The 18000-nt window shown below is 59.6% G+C and carries 16 protein-coding genes; 4 read left to right on the forward strand and 12 right to left on the reverse strand.

Annotated features, from left to right (window positions below; all coding sequences use genetic code 11):
- Positions 1–287: 287 nt before the first annotated feature.
- The 4 genes from ACH9L7_RS18230 to ACH9L7_RS18245 all read right to left on the reverse strand — a co-directional run bounded on the left by ACH9L7_RS18230 (position 288) and on the right by ACH9L7_RS18245 (position 5217).
- Positions 288–956 (reverse strand): helix-turn-helix domain-containing protein, encoded by a 669-nt coding sequence (locus ACH9L7_RS18230; protein WP_396613814.1) that lies wholly within the window; start codon positions 954–956, stop codon positions 288–290.
- Positions 957–1006: 50 nt separating this feature from the next.
- Positions 1007–1819, reverse strand: coding sequence for a phosphatase PAP2 family protein (locus ACH9L7_RS18235; protein ID WP_396613815.1), 813 nt, complete (start codon positions 1817–1819; stop codon positions 1007–1009).
- Complete coding sequence (locus ACH9L7_RS18240; protein WP_396613816.1) at positions 1816–3699, reverse strand: ABC transporter substrate-binding protein; 1884 nt, start codon at positions 3697–3699, stop codon at positions 1816–1818. The genes ACH9L7_RS18235 and ACH9L7_RS18240 overlap by 4 nt, the downstream gene beginning before the upstream one ends.
- Positions 3700–3771: 72 nt before the next feature.
- Entirely contained in the window at positions 3772–5217 is a 1446-nt protein-coding gene (locus tag ACH9L7_RS18245) for a hypothetical protein (protein WP_396613817.1), read from the reverse strand.
- Between the two features lie 141 nt (positions 5218–5358).
- Here ACH9L7_RS18245 and ACH9L7_RS18250 point away from each other — a divergent pair, with 141 nt between their 5' ends.
- The 3 genes from ACH9L7_RS18250 to ACH9L7_RS18260 all read left to right on the forward strand — a co-directional run bounded on the left by ACH9L7_RS18250 (position 5359) and on the right by ACH9L7_RS18260 (position 9864).
- A complete protein-coding gene (locus ACH9L7_RS18250) occupies positions 5359–6708 on the forward strand; it encodes an arylsulfotransferase family protein (RefSeq protein ID WP_396613818.1) in 1350 nt (449 codons plus the stop codon).
- The gene (locus tag ACH9L7_RS18255) at positions 6705–8501 is read left to right on the forward strand and encodes an ArnT family glycosyltransferase (RefSeq protein WP_396613819.1); all 1797 of its coding nucleotides are present in this window, start codon (positions 6705–6707) and stop codon (positions 8499–8501) included. The genes ACH9L7_RS18250 and ACH9L7_RS18255 overlap by 4 nt, the downstream gene beginning before the upstream one ends.
- A 70-nt stretch (positions 8502–8571) precedes the next feature.
- Positions 8572–9864, forward strand: coding sequence for a phosphoglucosamine mutase (locus tag ACH9L7_RS18260; protein WP_396613820.1), 1293 nt, complete (start codon positions 8572–8574; stop codon positions 9862–9864).
- 701 nt (positions 9865–10565) lie between these two features.
- Here ACH9L7_RS18260 and ACH9L7_RS18265 read toward each other — a convergent pair.
- From ACH9L7_RS18265 to kdgK1, 4 genes are all read right to left on the reverse strand, one after another.
- Positions 10566–10868, reverse strand: a complete 303-nt coding sequence (locus tag ACH9L7_RS18265; protein ID WP_396613821.1) for an amphi-Trp domain-containing protein — start codon at positions 10866–10868, stop codon at positions 10566–10568.
- A gap of 9 nt (positions 10869–10877) precedes the next feature.
- Complete coding sequence (locus tag ACH9L7_RS18270; RefSeq protein WP_396613822.1) at positions 10878–11045, reverse strand: hypothetical protein; 168 nt, start codon at positions 11043–11045, stop codon at positions 10878–10880.
- 130 nt (positions 11046–11175) lie between these two features.
- Positions 11176–12195 (reverse strand): HEAT repeat domain-containing protein, encoded by a 1020-nt coding sequence (locus tag ACH9L7_RS18275; RefSeq protein ID WP_396613823.1) that lies wholly within the window; start codon positions 12193–12195, stop codon positions 11176–11178.
- A 288-nt stretch (positions 12196–12483) separates the two neighbouring features.
- Positions 12484–13440 (reverse strand): bifunctional 2-dehydro-3-deoxygluconokinase/2-dehydro-3-deoxygalactonokinase, encoded by a 957-nt coding sequence (gene kdgK1, locus ACH9L7_RS18280; RefSeq protein WP_396613824.1) that lies wholly within the window; start codon positions 13438–13440, stop codon positions 12484–12486.
- A gap of 197 nt (positions 13441–13637) precedes the next feature.
- Here kdgK1 and ACH9L7_RS18285 point away from each other — a divergent pair, with 197 nt between their 5' ends.
- Positions 13638–14312 (forward strand): bifunctional 4-hydroxy-2-oxoglutarate aldolase/2-dehydro-3-deoxy-phosphogluconate aldolase, encoded by a 675-nt coding sequence (locus ACH9L7_RS18285; RefSeq protein ID WP_396613825.1) that lies wholly within the window; start codon positions 13638–13640, stop codon positions 14310–14312.
- Position 14313: 1 nt separating this feature from the next.
- Here the strand turns inward: ACH9L7_RS18285 and ACH9L7_RS18290 are convergent, their stop codons facing one another.
- From ACH9L7_RS18290 to ACH9L7_RS18305, 4 genes are all read right to left on the reverse strand, one after another.
- On the reverse strand, positions 14314–14688 hold the full coding sequence (locus tag ACH9L7_RS18290; protein ID WP_396613826.1) for a RidA family protein: 375 nt from the start codon (positions 14686–14688) through the stop codon (positions 14314–14316).
- 16 nt (positions 14689–14704) lie between these two features.
- Positions 14705–15547 (reverse strand): SDR family NAD(P)-dependent oxidoreductase, encoded by an 843-nt coding sequence (locus ACH9L7_RS18295; protein WP_396613827.1) that lies wholly within the window; start codon positions 15545–15547, stop codon positions 14705–14707.
- A 72-nt stretch (positions 15548–15619) separates the two neighbouring features.
- Positions 15620–16786 (reverse strand): mandelate racemase/muconate lactonizing enzyme family protein, encoded by a 1167-nt coding sequence (locus ACH9L7_RS18300; RefSeq protein ID WP_396613828.1) that lies wholly within the window; start codon positions 16784–16786, stop codon positions 15620–15622.
- A 41-nt stretch (positions 16787–16827) separates the two neighbouring features.
- Positions 16828–17979, reverse strand: coding sequence for a hypothetical protein (locus tag ACH9L7_RS18305; RefSeq protein WP_396613829.1), 1152 nt, complete (start codon positions 17977–17979; stop codon positions 16828–16830).
- Between the last annotated feature and the right edge of the window lie 21 nt (positions 17980–18000).

Raw genomic sequence — 18000 nt, forward strand, 5'->3', positions numbered from 1 at the left:
AATTAACCTCTTACAACGGACCGGCTCCGACTACGGGCAGGGTGAATGGGTACCCTGGGGAGCAAACAGCCTCTAACATCATGGGGATTCCGAGTTCTGGCACGTGATTCAAGACTGGTGAGATGACAGAGACACGTGCTGCCGTACGGATAGTCAGCGGTTGGGACACACTGGACACACCTCGAGGGGGCAGCGAGTGCCAAGCCTGTCGCCGCAACTTAGGTACCCATTCCATCCCCTTCTTCATGCGACGGGACCGTACTCCTTGTGGTTGCATGTGCAAGCCATCAAATCGGGAATCCGGGTGCGGGACGCTCGATGAGTGCGTTCTGAATCAGGCGTTCGTGCCCTCTACGGAGGCGTTGAGACGTGGCTTGGTGGCTGATGCCTAAGATGTTTGCGACGGTCGTTATATCAGACTCGCGAGGCACGCTGTAGTACCCTTCTCTGAACGCGGTCACAAGCGCGCGGTACTGTGATTCGGTAAGTCCGAAGCGGGCGGGATCAGAGACGTCCTCACAGTTCGAGATACGTTCGACGGCGTATCCGAGGTTCGCTTGGTTCCAGTTCTCCATCAGTTGACCCAGCGAGTCGCGGTTGTCGGCGAGGACGCGAAACACCCACTCACCGTCGTGAGCATACGAGTCGACGACAGTTACACTCGACTCCACGAAGAGGCGAAGGAAGGTGTCTGATTGGGGTCGAATACCGATTCGATAGACACCGCCGTCGTCCGAGGACAGAAGGATGGAGTGGTCCGACACGCTCGGGTCCGACCGGAGTAACTGCTCAAGCGGAACGGTGTCGTCACTTCGAAGCCACATCGACGGGGCCATGCTCGCGCCATCGACCTGGACAGACCGAAGTAACCGTGCTTCGACGCTTGGGTGGTAACCGAGCGTGTCGTCTAGGACGAACGTTGATGCCGGAACGCGAAGAGTAGCGATGGTGCTCACAGCGGTATTCACCGTGCTATTGCCGTTATTATCGGGGCGGTAAGCGGGTCTTAGGGGCTGTCGAGCCCGTGCTCGACGGCCCACTCTCCGATGCGAACGCTTCCGATGCCGAGGACGAAACCGGCGACGACATCGACTCCCCAGTGGATGCCCAGATACATCGTCGCAAACGCGACGGCGCTCGCAAGAACGGGTGCGAACACCGCCCACGACGGATAGATGTGTCGTGTCCGAACGGCGAGAATCGACGCCGTCACCGAAAGCGAGGTGTGGAGTGACGGGAAGACGTTCGTATTCACGTTCACTTCACCGGTGAGAATCTGTGTCTGCGGATAGGTACTGTAGAGGAGTGACTCGACCTGTCCCGGAAGGAGATTCCGCGGTCCGTAGGAGATAAAGAGGATATAACACGTGAGTCCGATGGCGTAGTTCGCTGCGTACGCGACGGCAGTGAGTTTCAGCGGGCGGCGGTCGTCGGCGACGAGGTACGCGACAAACGGGAACGTGAGTAAGAAGACGTATCCCGAGAGGTAGACGGTCGAAAGCACAGCAGTGAGCGTCGGCGTCGCGAGCGACTGGACGGAGGCGACGAAGTTCCCTTCAACGGCGTAAATGTGTCCGGTTACGTTCCACCCGAGGGCCCACGACACTTCGGGGCCGAAGTCACGAGCAACCTTGTTTACGACGAGGACACTGGCGAGCAGGCCGAGATACGGTGCCGCGTCTCGAATCCGCTCGCGGAAGGTTCCGGACGCAACTCGGAGTCTCGACGGGCGGACGATACCCACTAGTGCGACGAGCAGTGCGATTGCGGCACCACCGAGCACCTCCACGAGAACCGAGACGAGTGGTGAGACGGTCATTCTTGCACCAGTAACGTCGAATCAGACGAGTACGTGTATCCGGCTTCCTCGAACAACGAGCGCGCGCGCTCGGTATCTAGCTCGCCGGTGCCTTGGTCCCCGACGAATCCGAGTTCGGCGACGGTCTCCCGCCACTGCGCTCCTTCGGGGGCAAACGGAGTGGGTTCGAGCACTGACTCGACGCCCTCTGCGTCGCCGTCGAACAGCGATTTCGTGAGGAACGTCCGGTCGACGAGTCTGGAGACTGCCCGCCTGAACCGGGGATTGGTAAACGGTGGTTTTCGGAGGTTATAGCCGACGTGGTAACACCACTGGGACTGACCGGTACGAAGTGTGAGTCCGGGTGCTTCTCGCGCGCGACCGGCCGCGCTCGACGACAGCGAGTTCGCCGTCGCGTCGATAGTATCGTTTTCGAGGAGTTCGATGGCCGCGCCGTCGGAGGGGACGACGGTGAACGTGAGCCTATCGAACGAAAATCCACCGTCGGACTGTGCCAGCGATTCGCCGAGCGAGTCCGACATGAGGAAGTGCGACTCGAACGGTTCCATCGTCAGCGACTCCCGAAGCGACGAACTCGTAACTTGGAGCGGGCCGCTCCCGACCGGTTCGAGATTGTTCCGAACGAGCGCTTCTGTGACGCGTCTTCCTCCTGAGAACGGAACGCTCGGCGGACGGGCGTACGACTCCCAAACGTGTTTCGGTAGAACCGGAACGGTCAGCGCGCGCATGGCAACCGCTTCATCCACGTCGCCGAACTGAATCCGCACGTCACGTTTCGAGATGAGTCTCACATCTTCGACCAGCGATGCACGACCACGGTATCTGGGCGATGGTACCGGTTGGTCGAACTCACCTAGTGACGTATCAGATAGGAAGTCGAACGTAAACACAACGTCGGTGGCGCTCACTGGCTCACCGTCGTGCCACATCAGGTCGTCGCGGAGTCGAATCGAAAGGATGTTCGAATCGATGCCGGTCCACGACCACGACTTGGCCATCCACGGCCGAACCTGTCCGTCGAACGACTGCCCAAGTGGGTCGTACAGGAGTCGGATAATGGTTCCATCCGACCGAAACGGCGTCGACAGCGGATTCAGATTCTCGGTCGGACGAGCGTCGGTAATCGACACCCGAAGTGCAGTCTCGGGCGGTTCTGGTTCGGTCGTTCGAGTACGTGTCGTCGGCGGGTCGGACCGATTTTGGGTGGCTGTGGTTGGCGACGGTGTACTCGCTACCGTGGTGTTGGTCGACGTCGTCGGTTCGGCCTCACGTTCTGTCGGACGGGCGGTCAGATACGCCGAGAGACTGTGAAGCGGCACTTCCTCTGGCCACTCCACGTTGTCAGAGCGAATCGCCCGAACCGTCTCGGGGACAGCGATTGGTGTAAACGGCTGGTTGGAGGCGATTCGCTGTTGGGCCTCAGTGAGCGTCGATTTTCGGACTGCCCCGTGTTCCGTCCGTTGTCGTTCGAGGACTGAATCCAGAGACAGGTCGCCGTACCCGAACGGGTTTTGCCACCCGATATCGGGTGCGTATCGGGAATGGAGGAGGGGGCGGAGGAAATCGGGGTCGTCCCGGAGCGGGACGCGATAGACGTACAGGTCGAAGTCGTGGTTCATGAGGACCGACCGAAGGAGTTCTTCTCGGCTCATCGGGACGACAGTTGCCGAGATGCCAACCTGCTGGAGTCGCGTTGCGAGGTATCGTGCAATCTTCGTTGCGACGATGTCCGCGTCCGCCGGAACCGTCTTGATAGCCACCGACAGCGGTTGCTGCTGGTCGCGCGAGACAGCGGATTCGAACTGTCTGACGCACCCGCTCGTTAGTCCGAGACCGGCGAGCGCCAACAGCGACCGTCTACGGAGTCGAATAGATGACATCGTCAGGGAGGGCAAACTGGTGTATGTCGCTACGAAGCGTGTCGAGAACGTTATTACACGCCTCCTAAACGGCTATATTCCAAAAAGAAGCGGCCACGCGAGCAGAGATATCCACACGCCGAGCGCCACGAGCAGAGGTGCTCGTGGTGCGGTCTTCGAACGAGAGCGGTGCTGGCCGACGACGGCCAGCAGTCCGAGCGAGACGAGGACGGCGAATCGGTGGAGCACGATTTCGACGGGAATCACGGAGACGCCGATAAGTCCGAGGTCGGCCACCAGACCGATTCCGTAGCCGACGAACGCGGTGCTAAACCAGTGCTCCCACGAGAGTCCGCGAGGGAGCCGAACAGCCACTATCGTCGGCGCAAACGCGAAAAACGGGTACAAGAGCGCAGCGATAGGCTTCGGATGCTGCGGGGCGTACCCTTCGAGAACGAGTCCGGCCGAGCGGACCAAGAGCGGAATCGCGGCGAGCGAGGCGAACAGGAGCACGCCGCGGTGAAGCCGGCGGTCTGCGAGTCGCGACCAGCGGAGACGCTCGACGAACGCACCGATATCCTCACGGTCGACTGCCCCCGTGGCGAGCGCACCGAGACCAGCGGCAACGACTGCAAGCAGCGATATGAGTACCGTGGTGGTTTGCTTTTCCGCCCCAGAGCGGGGGGTTGGGGTGTCCGTTGGGTTACTTCCGGACGCGTCGACCTGTGCACTATCGGTTCCAACGGACCCGGATTCGGGGGATGCTCCGGAGACGAGTTGTCTCGGAGCAAGTTCGAAGACGGACACCCAACCGTCGGCGTCGATGATACCGCCGTTGGCGAATCGCTCGCGTCTCGTCTCGACCACTGTCGGTTGCCGCATCAAATCCCGTTCGACGGCGTGTTGCGGCCCGGCGAGGCTTGTCACGGTGTGCCGGAGTCGGAACCAGTCCCAATAGTCCCGGTGTGCTTGAATCGCCGTCCACGAGTCACTCGGGGTCCCACCACCGTAGAGTCGAAGGTGAATTCGACTGCCGAAGTAGGTCCCATCGTGGAGTTGCATCGACTCTCGTATCCAGATGCCCCCGGAATCAGTTTGCACGTACGTGTATCGGTTTGCGCCCGTCGCAGAACCCCACGGTGTCTTTTCGGTATTCGCAGCGCTGACTTCCTCAGGAGCCATCTGCCACGACTCGTTGGTCTGGTCCCACTTCGCGTCGTGTGAGTAGACGAGTAGTGTCCGCACGCGCGCAGGGTTCCCTTCGACAACGAGGTTGATTGGAAGCGTCATCGTGTCGAACGCCCGTGCTCTGCTGGTGTAGGGCCACAGCCGGTCGTTCTCGTCGCCGACGTGAACCAGCCGCACGGTTTCTGCGGTCCGTGTACTGGTCTGTTCAGGCGGGTCGCTCTGGGACACGTCTCCAGAGATAATGCTGACGCCACTCAGCGCGGGGGCCGCAACCATCGACAGGAGAACGAAGCCGACGAGGACGAGGACGAGGACGAGAACACCCCCTGGCCGCCTGGGTCGAGGCCGCATGGATACACAAAGAGTGGGTGAACAATCCTTATTATTCCCATGCTAAGCCCGCTCAATTGCACGATTTCACGATTGTTCTCGAAGTTGGAGCGTATTTAGTGTACAGATAGTTAGACCGGACGCCGACGGAGATGAGACAAGATGGTCGAGCGGACTCACGTGCGAGTCGCTGCGGCGGTGGTCTTCCTCGTCTGTGCGAGCGTCGTCGGTGGCGCGTACGCCTCCCAATCGACGCCGACGGTACGCGGAGCGGCCGATGGTGACGGCCGAATCGAGCCTACAAACGGGACGACGGTCATCGCGACCGACTCGAACACGTGGTTAGGAAAAGAAAGCGACGGCCCGCGCGCGAACGCCGAACTCGTCGCGTTCGGGCCGGACGGACGAACCATCTACTACAACGACTCGCACACTCGGTACTGGGATGTCGACCCAGTCGAGGGTACAAACGCGACCGTAGAGTACCTGTACGCCGACCATCTCACGCCCGAAGAGTGCGGTGGCGAGACGGCCTGTACTCGAAACGGTATTGAGCGCGTGAACCTCACGACCGGAGAAGTCGAGGATATATACAGTCGGGTGACGCCCGGAAAGCATTCGACGCGATGGCACGACGGCGACCGACTCAACGACACCTCGTACGTCGTCGCCGACATCGCCGCCGACCGCGTCTTCGTGGTGAACACCACGTCGGAACTCGTCACGTGGTCGTGGGACGCGCAGTCGGCGTTCGACCCCGCGGAGACAGGCGGACCGTTCCCAGAAGACTGGACGCACCTCAACGACGTCGAGGTCCTCTCGAACGGTCACATTCAGGTCAGTCTCCGGAATCACGACCGCGTCGTCTACCTCGACCGCGAGACTGGGCTCGTCGAATCGCAGACGCTCGGAAACGGCTCACACGACGTGGTCTACGAGCAACACAACCCGGACTACATCGAAAACGCCGACGGCGATAACGCCACGCTCGTCGCCGACTCCGAGAACAACCGACTCGTCGAGTATCGCCGCCACAATGGCGAGTGGTCCCAGTCGTGGGTCTGGCAGGACGAGACGCTTCAATGGCCACGCGACGCAGACAGACTTCCCAACGGTCATACGCTCGTGACCGACTCGAACGGAAACCGGGTCCTCGAACTCGACGAAACCGGTAACGTCGTGTGGAGCGTTCCTATTGCGTTCCCATACGAGGCCGAACGGCTCGAAACTGGCGACGAAAGTACCGGCGGACAGCCAGCCCACGAACTCCCCTTGGAGAACCAGACAGTCGGCGCTGAGGCGGGCGACGAAAGCAGCGCGGTGGCAGCAGCCATCCCCAACCCGGTCCTCAACGCGGTGTACTACGTCCTCCCCCGCTGGATGGGACTCTCGACGCTCGCCACGGCACTCTTCGGTGGAATCGTCGCCCTCGGCTGGGTCGCGCTCGAAATTCGGTGGCTGCCGTACAGCATCTCGATAACCAATCCGTTCTCGATTTACAGGCGCCGATGACAGAAAAACCGACAGATGTGGACGGCTCGAAGTATGGAGAGCAGCTAAACAGCCTCGACACCGGAGGTACTGCGGACGGAGAGCGCACCGCGATTGGGTCGCCCGAGTGGGTGACGACTACGAAGGACGACCCGACCGGTCTCGACCCCGCTTCGGCAGGTCACATGAACGGCTTTCCGGGCGGTGTCCCCGACCTCGGCCGCGACAGCCACATCTGGTTCGTGTTCGCGCTCGTAGCTGGTCTCGTCGTCTCCGTGACCTACGTCTTGACCCACCCGTACCCCGCGTACGGTGCCGGATTATATCTGGAAATCGCCGAGCAGATTCGTGCCAACGGATACGCCCTTCCGACGACGATTCCGTACTACGCTGGTGGGGTTCCGTTCGCGTATCCACCGCTTCAGTTCTACGTGGTCGCCGCACTCACCGACCTTGGAATCTCTGGGAGAGACGTCAGTCGATTCCTTCCGGCCGTCGTGACGGTTCTCTATCTGGTTCCCTACTACGGAATTGCGTCCCGGTTGCTTCCGACGCGCCGGCAAGCAGGGCTAGCGACGACCATTCTGGCCGTCGCGCCGCCGACGCTCCAGTGGCACCTCTCTGCGGGAGGCATCGTTCGAGCGTCGGCGTTCCTCTTGGCGCTCTGTGGTATCTACATCGGAACGAGAATCTTCGTCGACGAGGAGCGACAGTGGGTCAGTTCGGGCGCAATCTTCTTCGCGCTCACAATCCTGTCGCACCCAGTTTACACCGTCTTCTTCGGCGTCAGTTGGCTCGTCCTCTACGCGGTGTTCGACCGGTCGCTTCGGGGACTCGCAAGCGGTGCAGTCGTTGCACTCGGCGGTCTCATCATGGCTTCTCCATGGTTGTTGAGCGTCGTCTCTCGACACGGCATCGAGGTCTTCACCGGTGCTGCGGGGAGCCATAGCGGCATCGCGGGTGGAGTCGGGAGACTCCTCGACCAGTTCGTCTATCCGCTCGACCCGACTCTCGTCACGATATTCTTCGTCGCAAGTTTCGTCTCTGCCGTGGTACTCGTGTCTCGCGGGTCGTACGCCCTCCCAGCGTGGCTCTTCGTAGCCGCGTACGTGCTCGGGAAAGAACGATTCCAATTCGTCCCCGCTGCGATGATGATTGCCACCGTGTTCATGGGCGTCGTGGTTCCGCGAGTCTCGAACAGGTTCCGCGACACGCTCGATTCGCGGCAATCGATGGCTGCCGTCCTCACTCTCGTGCTGGTCTTCGGTGCGGCCCTTGGCGGATTTTACGCTGGTAGTGGCCTCGCATCGGCCCACCACGGCAGTCCGAGCCTTCCGCCGTTTATGGATGATGACGACCGAGAGGCAATGCAGTGGGCCGCAGAACACACGAGTTCCGGAGCGGAGTTCGTCGTGCTTTCCGATGCTGCCGAGTGGTTCCCCTACTACACCGACCGGACGATTCTCGTCGGTCCGTGGGGGGTCGAGTGGAAGAGCCCTGACCAGTATTACGAGCAGATATCCACGTTCAAGACTCTCAGCACCTGCGAGAACGCCAGTTGTGTGACCAAGTCGATGGAATCTGTTGGCGCATCGCCCGACTACCTGTACGTCCCGAAAGGAACCTACACGGTTCGCGGACTGGAGGAAAACGGGACCGAGAAACTCCGGGCGTCGCTGGCGGAGAGCAACCGGTACGAACAGGTGTACCAAAACGACGGCGTGGTCGTGTACCGCGTTTCGAACAGTACACGCTCCGAACCGAGTGTTTTGGGAGGGACTAAGCCCGACAAAGCCACATTATCCAACCGATAGTAAACTTCCCCGAGGGTGATGGCGTGGTATGTTCGCACCCTCACGAATTCGCGGCCCATACGGTTCCCATATGACCGCCGAACTCGCGCTCAAGGCCGGTCGCACCCTCGGCAACGCGCACGAGGTGGTCGTCCTCGGCCACGACCCGAGGGACAACACTCGACTCCTCGCGGACGCGGTTGCGATGGGCGTGCGCGAATCGGGCGGCACGGTCCACCGACTCGGAACCGTTGCGAGTCCGGCGGTTTCGACCGGTGTGCGCCGACTCGACGGCGACATCGGCATTGCTGTCACAGCAGCCCCCGACCCTTCCGAAGATGTCGGACTGAAACTGTTCGACAACGATGGGTCGCGTCTCTCGTGGGAGCGCCAGCGCCACCTCGTTCACCACGTCAACGGCGCGACTGCCGACCTCGCCTCGTGGGACGATATCGGCGACGAGCGGCGGTGGGACGACGCGACCGAGCACCATCTCGACTGGTTGTGCGAAGACCGGTCGTCCTTCGACGACACACACGTCGTCGTCGATGTCGGCGGGCACAGCGTCGACAACGTGGCCCGAACGCTCGAACGACTGGGCTGCACGGTTGACCGCCTCGCCGACTCCAAGACCGACAGGTTCCCGCGGCGTCGCGTCTCGCCCGACGAGAACGTCTGTTCGACGCTTCGGCGCACAGTGGCCGCTTCTGACGCCGATTTCGGTGTCGCTCACGATGCCGACGCGGACCGAATCGTCGCTATCGACGAACTCGGTAACGTCATCGGTGGCGACACGCTGTTAGCCCTCTTTGCGAAGCATACAGTCGAAACCTCGAACGGTGACTGTCGAGTTGCGGTCCCGCTCGAATCGAGTCGCCGAATCGAAGAGGTCGTCGAGGAGGCTGGCGGTGAAATCGTTCGAACCGAGATGGACGGCACACCGGGTTCGGGACCAGCCTCGACGACCGAGATTGTCTTCGGCGGTGAACCCAGCGGCGTCTACCACTGGCCCGACGAGTCGCCGTGCCCAGACGCCGCACTGTCGGCAATCCGCCTCGCTCGCCTCGTCGACGACGGACAGACCCTCTCGGAGCAGGCCGAGCATGTCGAAGCGTACCCGCTGTACTTCGATTCGTTTTCGGTCGACAACACCGCCCAAGAGATGTCGCGAATCACCGAAGAAGCGCGGGAACGATTCGGAGACGTACAGACGGACGATGGCGTCTTCGTCGACGAAGGCGAAGCATGGTTCGTCGTCCGCCCGAGCAGAACCGAAGGTGACCTCAGAGTGACCGTCGAGGGAACGTCGATGCGGCGCGCGAAACGGCTGTTCGAGCGCGTGACGAGACTCGTCACGGCCGACCAGCCCACACTCGTCGTCTAGTTCTGCGACAGTGGGCCTGCCCGGTGGCCCCGTGCCAAATTTCAACGGTTACTCCGTTCGGGGAACCGGTAATTGGCCCTGAATAGTTGAATTAAATACATAAACTATTGATTATACCATAAAACGTTACAGACGTACATCTGTAACGAATTCACTCCTCATCGCCCCGTGGTGTTGCAGTTTCACCGCGCAACAGTCGGAATAATATTCTCTTGAACCACTACAGATGACTACTCTCTCGACTATAATCTATGATTTAGAAATTTTGACGCGGTCTAGCGCCCCGACTCAGTGCTCGACAGAGAGGGGCGTTTGGCGTTACAGAACCGGACGTCCGATTGTCATTCGCTATTCAATCAACAAAATCACATATCTAGGAACTTGACTACTACCACTCTGATTTAGAACTTGTTAGAATTCGTTCGAGATGTGGGGTCGAACGTCGAGAAGTTGGCATACGGTGAGTCGGGAGAACCCACCACTTACAGCCACTCAGTAGGACAGTCTACACACATATCAGCAGAACAGTCGTGATTCAATAAAGATGATGTCCAGTACTGATTTGGAAAAAGACAGAATCTCGGGAAAATTCGTTCTCTGGGGGTGGCTGCTGTAGCGACAAAGGGTTCTCCCCGTCTATGGAAGTCAGCGCTGTCGCAGGATTTGGGCGAAAGCGTAGGAGAAGTACCTGTGGTGTCGGCCTACTGGACGCCCGGCGCTTTGTCGTCAGTGATGCCGGGAAGTTCGATTTCGATTTCTAACTCTGGGTCGTCGACGCCATCGAAGTCGATTTCTAGTTCGATAGGCTCACCGAACGCGAACGGGAGTTCCCACTCGTCGGTAGTGATAGTCAACTCGTCGCCGTCACGGAGTTGTTCGCCCAAGTTGACGAGGAACTCACCGACCTCGCTCGCGTCGAGGCGGTAGGTCTGTTCGAAGTTTCGTCCAGCACGGACGACGGTACGCTCGGATTCTGTCTCGTGGTTGTCTTCGGCGTCAGTCATCGTACGGAGTTATCGAGTTACGTCGACGGTCGCGTCGGTTGCAATCCACCCATCCGTGTTCCCGGATTCGAGGAACACATATTTCCCGGGGGCGCTCTCACAAACAGTTATTTCGGTGTCGTGGTGTGTTTCAAGTTCCGAGTGAGGCTCGGAGTGGAACTGGGTCTCAGCAGCCATTGAAGGCGTTTAGGCCAACCTAAAATAAAAAGTGTGCGGTTCGTGCTTGGAGTGGACTGGGAAGGTTGCACCCAGCAACCTCAGAACGGTAGAGGAAACTATAGTTTAGTTTCTGAAATAAAATTCACCATCAGTTTGGTGTCCCACACCGCGGACACATCGGCGGTCCTTCATCCGGGAGCGGCAGTCCGCAGTGTGGACACTCGCTATCAGTGTTTGGTGCGGAAATTGCCTTAGTTGCGGTTTCTGTAGAGCGACGAATCCCCGACAGACATCCCACCAAATCACCGTGTTTCTTGTCGTGACCAACATCCACCACACCGACAGCACTGAGCGCAAATTGGACTCGCTCTCTAACAAACTCCTCTGTTGTTCCCTCGTCTTTCAACGTTTGAAGTGTTGGTATGGGGAGTACACCGCGGTCCACTTCGGCAGCGAGTAAGCCGAGTGCTTCGGCAGCTCTTCCTCGCACGTAGGGAGAGTCGTCGTCGAGGCACCCCGTGAGTTCGTCACCCGCCGTGGTGAGTCGCTCGGGATGTTCACACCCGAGTACGACCAGTGCCGTCGTCAAGTGGTATCGAACGAGTTCGCTCTCGTCGTCGAGATGCGCAGCCAACGCCGAGACGTGATGTCGGAGTCGACTCGGGTCACCGAGTGCGACGCATTCGAGTGCCTTGGCCAACTTCTCTTTGACCTCCGGTTCGTCGAACGCGAGTCCGACACGCAGGTCCGCGAGAACCGACGGGGATGCCACCTCGTCGGGATAACTGATGGCGACGAATCCAAGTGCTTCGGCGGCGCGAGCACGGACATAGTAAAACTCGCCTTCGTCGGAGAGACGGTCCGCGAGTGGTGAGACGGCTGACACCACCGCATCCGGATTCGAGCGTGCGACAGAGACAAACAGTTTCGCAGTCGTGAGGCGGACCGGCCGTGCGCTGTCTTCGAGAAACGGGACGAGCGCCGAGCAAAGCTGACCGACTAGTTCGGGGCGATTTTCGGCAACGTCCCGCAACGAACGCACGGCTGATTTTCGCTGCGCGGTCGGCACGGACTCGATCTGTTCGAGACACGCAAACGCCTCGCGACGAGCGTTTTGCTCCAGGAGGGTGATGATTTCGTCAGTCGTGGACTTGGTCGAGTCGTCCATAGGCGTTGAGTCTTGACCAGAGTATCACAGACCAGTGTCATAAACGCATCCCGTTTGGACCAGTTGCTGTGTATTCACACGCCGAACAGTATTGCTAAATCTATACAATATATTTGTGCTATTTGTATATATAGTACAGAAATAATTGTGACACCTATATTTAATACCCCATTCATATACTCGATACTTCTATTTTAATCAGGTATAACAGGAGTGTTCCCCAAAAGGCAATTAGAAATTAGTATTGTGTTTCCACCAATGGGCTATGATTTCGGAGCACCGACTATCTCAGCGACTGATACCGACAGCCGACTCGGTTCGGACTCGGTCGACTTCCGCCTGGGTTACAACTGCGAGGTCACCATCGAGTGTCCGCTTGAGCGCTGCGGTTGCAGCGCCTTGTTCGAGTGCTGCTGCCAGATTCTCACCACGAATCCGCGACGCGAGATATCCGCCGACAAACGCGTCTCCGGTTCCAATCGGGTCGAACGTCTCGGTCTCGAAGGCACCCTGCTCGTACACTTCGTTGTCGGACAGGGCGAGCACACCTTCGGCACCGCGCGTGACGAGAACCGTCTCAAATCCGTATTTGTCGTCCAACCTCGATGCAACTGTTGAAGCATCGCCGTCGATTCCGAGGACGGTATGCGCGTCACGTGCCGCGACGACGAGCACGTCGACGAGCGGAAATAGCGATTCGAGTGTCTCGCGGGCTTCGTCTGGCGTCCAGAGTTTCGACCGGTAGTTCAGGTCGAAGACAGTCGTCGCTCCCGCCGCCCGAGCAGTTTCGAGCAGCGCAGCTGTCGTCTCTTTGAGTTGTTCCGACAACGCTGGCGTGATTCCACTCGTGTAGCAGTACGTCGCCTCCTCGAATGGCTCCGTTGGGAGTTCTTCAACCGTTGCCGTCGTCACCGCGGCATCCTTCCGGTCGTAGATTACCGACGTACCCCTCGGTTCTCCACCGTGTTCGAGGTAGTACGTCCCCTGGCGATGCTGGTCTGTCCAGACGACGCTCGGGTCGACACCGTGTCGGCGTACGTCAGCTGTTACCCGACGACCAAGCGCTGAAGCCGGAAGTTTCGAAACCCATGCGGTTTCGGCCCCGAGTCTGCTCGCCGCGATTGCGACGTTCGACTCTGCACCGGCCGTGCTGAATCGTAACGTTTCGGCAGTCTCCAGTCGACTCCCACGCGGTGGCGACAATCGAAGCATCGTCTCGCCGAAGGTCACGAGGTCAAGCGTCACAGCAGTCACTCTCCTGAGGGGCGGTCACCATACTCATCCCTCACAGAGTTACGGGATAATTCCTCTGTTTTCGCCGATAGTTGCTCCACACAGGCCACGCTTCGACGATAGTGGCTGGGAACCAGTCCCCCGAACAGATGGAACAGATTCCCGCCTCTACCCCGATAATTAAGAGGTGTGTCGTCCTGATATGCATCATGTCAGCAGACATCGCCCAGCGAATCGTAGAGACGGGTATCGTCGCAATCGTTCGTGGGACAGACCCAGAGACGGCAATCGAAACCGTCGATGCACTCCAACGGGGTGGCGTCTCCGTCGTCGAGGTGACGGCGAACACTGATGGCGTGCTCGACATGATTCGAAATATTGCTTCGACGTTTACGGCCGACGAGGTCGCTGTCGGCGCAGGGACGGTTCTCGACAGCGAAACCGCCCGTGCGACGATGCTAGCCGGTGCTGAGTTCATTGTCACCCCGTCGTTCGACGAAGAGACGGTGCGGACTGCGAATCGTTACGGTGCTCCCTCCATTGTCGGTGTGGCGACGCCAACGGAGGCTGTCGACGCGTACACCGCCGGAGCCGACATGGTGAAAGTGTTCCCGGCGTCCTCACTCGGACCAGCGTTCGTTTCGTCACTCCACGGACCGCTCGGACACATTCCAACTGTCCCGACCGGAGGTATCTCGCTCGACAATATCGGGTCGTTCATCGACGCTGGTGCGACAGCGGTTGGTGTCGGAAGCTCACTCGTCGACGGTGACGCTATCGAGCGCGGCGACTACGGCGAAATCGAGACGAACGCTCGCGAGTTCGTCGCTGCTGTCGCGACTGCCCGTGACAGTGGCCGCGTCGCGGACTCAACGTCTCGATAGCTCACACTTCGGCGACAACCTCGATTTCGACGTCGATGTCGACGGGAAGTTTCACGACTTCGACCGCGCTTCGAGCAGGGTACGGAGACGACATGTATTCCCCGTAGACCTCGTTCACCTCGTCGTAGTAGCGCATGTCTTTCAGGAACACCGTTGCCTTCACTACGTCCGCAAGTGACGCATCCCCTGCTTCGAGGATGGCTTCGATGTTTTTCAGTGTTCGTTCGGTTTGTTCGCCGGGTGTCCCAGCGATGACGTCACCCGTTTCGGGGTCTACAGGCCCCTGTCCGGAGACGTAGATACGGTCTCCGGAGACGACTCCTTGGGAAAATGGTCCGATACTATCCGGTGCGTTGGCTGTCGTTAGCTCTCTCATTGGTCGTGGTGGTAGGTTATTCTCGTGTTGGTGGTTCGTCGGTCTGGTACACTTCGTTGATAAACGAAGTCGGGAGACTCGTCGTAAGTCCGCCGTCGAGGACGATGTTCTCGCCGGTGATGAAGCTAGACATCTCAGAGGCGAGGAACAATGAGGTATCTGCAACCTCTCGGGGGGTCCCGAATCGACCGAGCGGGTACTGGTCAAGCCAGCGGTCACGTGCGCTGGATTCCCCCGTTCGACCCTCCGTCTTTTCCATCTCTTCGCGCCGGTTGGCGGTCTCAATTGTCCCCGCGGAGATGACGTTCGAACGAACGCCGTGTTGGCCGTAGTGAGCGGCGATGTTCCGCGACATCGAGAGGAGTCCGCTCTTTGCCTCGGAGTAACCGGAGAGTCCAATCCCGAACAGTCCATTGACCGAGCCCATATGCACCATCGACCCGCCGCCGGAATCGACCATCACCGGAAGCACCTCTTTGCTCATCATGAATTGGCTCTTGAGGTTCAGGTCGACCATCCACTCGAACGTCTCTTCGTCACACCGATGAATGGTGTTGGATGGCTCGTCCGAACCACCCGCGTTGTTTACCAAGGCACGGATTTCGCCGAACTCGTCTATTGCGGTATCGACGAGATTCCGTATCTCGTCGCGGTTCGTCACGTCACACTCGACGGGGACGACCCGTCCCTCGTGTGCGGCCGTCAGTTCGTCAGCCACGACTTCGACATCGTCGTATGACTGCGAGCAAATGGCGACATCCCCACCGGCTTCTGCGAACCGCGCGGCGATTTCGCGGCCGATGCCGCGAGATGCACCAGTGACGATTGCTGGACGGTCTCGTAGTGATAACTCAACCATAGCGGAAGAATCGATGTGGGCACGCGTATTCAACCTTGTCATGGTGTCGCATCGTAGTTGGTTCTCTTCTCGTCATATTCGGTACGTTTCGACGGCGTCGAGGTCGACCGAAATGCCGAGACCGGGGCCGCGTGGGGCGGGAAGACACCCGTCTGTCACCTCGAACGGTTCTTCGATGATGTCTGCTTCCCACGCGTAGTATGTCGAGTCCGGGGGAAGCGAGAACCCGGGAATCCCGCTGACGGCATGGAGGATTGCAGCCGTCCGAATCCCGAGGTCGAATGCGCAGTGGTGTGTGAACGGAACGCCACCATCTTCGAGTATCGCCGCCTGTTGGCGAAGCCCGCTGATACCGCCGGCCGGAGTGAGGTCGATGACGCCAACGTCCATCGCACCGGCTTCGACCAGCGAGGAGATGTTGTGCGAGATGTAGGTGTCTTCGTTCGGTGCGATTGGTTGCCGCAGACGCTGTCGCAACCTCGCCAGCGCCGTATGCGAGTCCACTCGAATCGGCTGTTCGAGATACTGGAGGTAGATTCCCTCGTCTTCCAGCATCGCCCCGACGCGGACTGCTTGGTCGAGGGTCCACCCCTGATTGGGGTCGAGACGGAGTTCGAGTTGTCCGTCCGTCTCGTCGTGCATCGCTTTGATTCGCGCAACGTCCTGCCGCCAGTCCTTGCCAGCTTTCGTCTTGAGAACGTCGAAACCGGCCTCCAACGCCTCCCGTGCTTTCGCGCGGGAGTCCTCAGGTGGGAGAATGCCGAGGCAGAACGCAACGGGGACTTTCTTCGGCGTCAGGTCGTTTTCGTCCATGTTCTCTCGGTGACGGAGCGAACTCTGTGTCGGGGCGGTCCATCCACCGAGCAGTTCGTAGACGGGTCTGTCGAGCGCCTTTCCAACGATATCCCAACAGGCCGTCTCGACGGCAGCGAAGAACATATCGACGTTCGTGTACTCCACGAACACCTGCCGACGCAGACGCTCGATTTCGAACGGCGACTGTCCGGTAATCATCGGGCCAACGCCCTCCTCGATAATCGATTCGGTGGCAGACGGTGAGAGAAACACCCGCATTTCACCCCACCCGGCGATGCCCTCGTCCGTCTCGACGCGGACGAGAACGCGCTCCATCGATTCGAGTTCTCCGTGGTTTGTGGTGTACGGGCCGATTCCCAGAGGTTCGTCGAGACTCGTCAACGGAACATCTACAGTAACCGCTGTCACGTCGGTTATCTCCATACCAATGGTTGTACTGGGTGGCAGTAAGAAAGTATCGTTTGTTACAACGTGGCAGTGTCAGTTGCTGCCCGAATCCAATCGAGAGACCGCTCCGGTAACAGCCCGTAATTGTAGAAGGAAACACGCGGGACTCCCTCGGCACGCAGCGCGTCGATAATCTCGACGAGTGTCGCCTCGTCGTGTATCGCTGGATGTCCCGGGAGGAGTCCCACGTGAAGCGGCACATCCGGAGCCAGTGCATCGACAGTTCGGTAGGCGTTCATCACCGCCTCCCTCGACGATTCGTAGGCCGGAAGGCAGTAGTAATCGACGTGTTCCGACAACCGTTCGAGGTCCGCACCGACCATCCACTCCCGCCCGGGTTCGGGCGCGCCGACGTAATACCCGAGTGGCGTCGACCCGCTGGCCGACGACAGTTCCGCGTAGAGGTCAGCCAGCGTCTCCTCGCGGATGTCGACGTAGTCAGCGACCGTATCGTGTTCACGGAGCCACAATTCCGGTGAGAGGTCGGCCGGAACCGTCCCGGCGACAATCGAATCGAATGTGTCAGCAACCGTCTTTCGGGCCTGTTCAACGTCGATGCCGGCGTCCGACGCTGTACTCCGGCAGTGGTCACAAAAGCAGAGGCCGAGTAAGAACTCGCCGAGAGTCCCGAGTTGGGCGTGAATCTTCTGGTGGTGCCAGCCGAACCCCGTTCCGTAGAAGTAGTCGAACGTTTCCAGTTCGATTCGGTCGAAGTGGTCGCGGGCGGCCATATCGCGTACGAGGGCGGTCAGATAATCCTGTACGTCGGGGTTCGACGGGCAGAGTCCGAACACCAGATCGTCACCGTGAGCCGTCGTCAACGTCACGTCGGGGTTGCGCATCCCGAGACGCGAGTTGTGACAGCCGACTGTCCACGAGTTCAAGCGAACGTCACTTAGTTGGGCAGCGATTTCGTCGACCCAATCACCAGTCATTCCCTCGTAGGGCACTGGTTCGAGACGACCAAACTCGGAACCGGGTTGGAAGTACGAACTCGCGCGTGCGAAGAACGTCCGGCGTTCGGGATTGTGTGGCGAGAATGCCTGCACTGAGTGATAGTTCGTCGCGAGATTCAGTTCGTCGATACCCAGATTGGAGAGTTGGGTTGCGACCCGGTCTGGACCTTCTTCTAACAGGTCCCACGGGTACGCCCAGATGGCGAATTCCATACGAAGCCGTCTCTTGGGACG

It is taken from the genome of Haloferax sp. S1W, assembly GCF_044593955.1.
Taxonomy (GTDB): Archaea; Halobacteriota; Halobacteria; order Halobacteriales; family Haloferacaceae; genus Haloferax.

Coding starts and splice junctions, on each gene's coding strand:
- ACH9L7_RS18255 (WP_396613819.1), top strand. CDS start 6,705: ATGACAGAAAAACCGACAGATGTGGACGGCTCGAAGTATGGAGAGCAG.
- ACH9L7_RS18295 (WP_396613827.1), bottom strand. CDS start 15,547: ATGGTTGAGTTATCACTACGAGACCGTCCAGCAATCGTCACTGGTGCA.
- ACH9L7_RS18270 (WP_396613822.1), bottom strand. CDS start 11,045: ATGGCTGCTGAGACCCAGTTCCACTCCGAGCCTCACTCGGAACTTGAA.
- ACH9L7_RS18290 (WP_396613826.1), bottom strand. CDS start 14,688: ATGAGAGAGCTAACGACAGCCAACGCACCGGATAGTATCGGACCATTT.
- ACH9L7_RS18305 (WP_396613829.1), bottom strand. CDS start 17,979: ATGGAATTCGCCATCTGGGCGTACCCGTGGGACCTGTTAGAAGAAGGT.
- ACH9L7_RS18265 (WP_396613821.1), bottom strand. CDS start 10,868: ATGACTGACGCCGAAGACAACCACGAGACAGAATCCGAGCGTACCGTC.
- ACH9L7_RS18235 (WP_396613815.1), bottom strand. CDS start 1,819: ATGACCGTCTCACCACTCGTCTCGGTTCTCGTGGAGGTGCTCGGTGGT.
- ACH9L7_RS18250 (WP_396613818.1), top strand. CDS start 5,359: ATGGTCGAGCGGACTCACGTGCGAGTCGCTGCGGCGGTGGTCTTCCTC.
- ACH9L7_RS18245 (WP_396613817.1), bottom strand. CDS start 5,217: ATGCGGCCTCGACCCAGGCGGCCAGGGGGTGTTCTCGTCCTCGTCCTC.
- ACH9L7_RS18285 (WP_396613825.1), top strand. CDS start 13,638: ATGTCAGCAGACATCGCCCAGCGAATCGTAGAGACGGGTATCGTCGCA.
- ACH9L7_RS18240 (WP_396613816.1), bottom strand. CDS start 3,699: ATGTCATCTATTCGACTCCGTAGACGGTCGCTGTTGGCGCTCGCCGGT.
- ACH9L7_RS18300 (WP_396613828.1), bottom strand. CDS start 16,786: ATGGAGATAACCGACGTGACAGCGGTTACTGTAGATGTTCCGTTGACG.
- ACH9L7_RS18260 (WP_396613820.1), top strand. CDS start 8,572: ATGACCGCCGAACTCGCGCTCAAGGCCGGTCGCACCCTCGGCAACGCG.
- ACH9L7_RS18275 (WP_396613823.1), bottom strand. CDS start 12,195: ATGGACGACTCGACCAAGTCCACGACTGACGAAATCATCACCCTCCTG.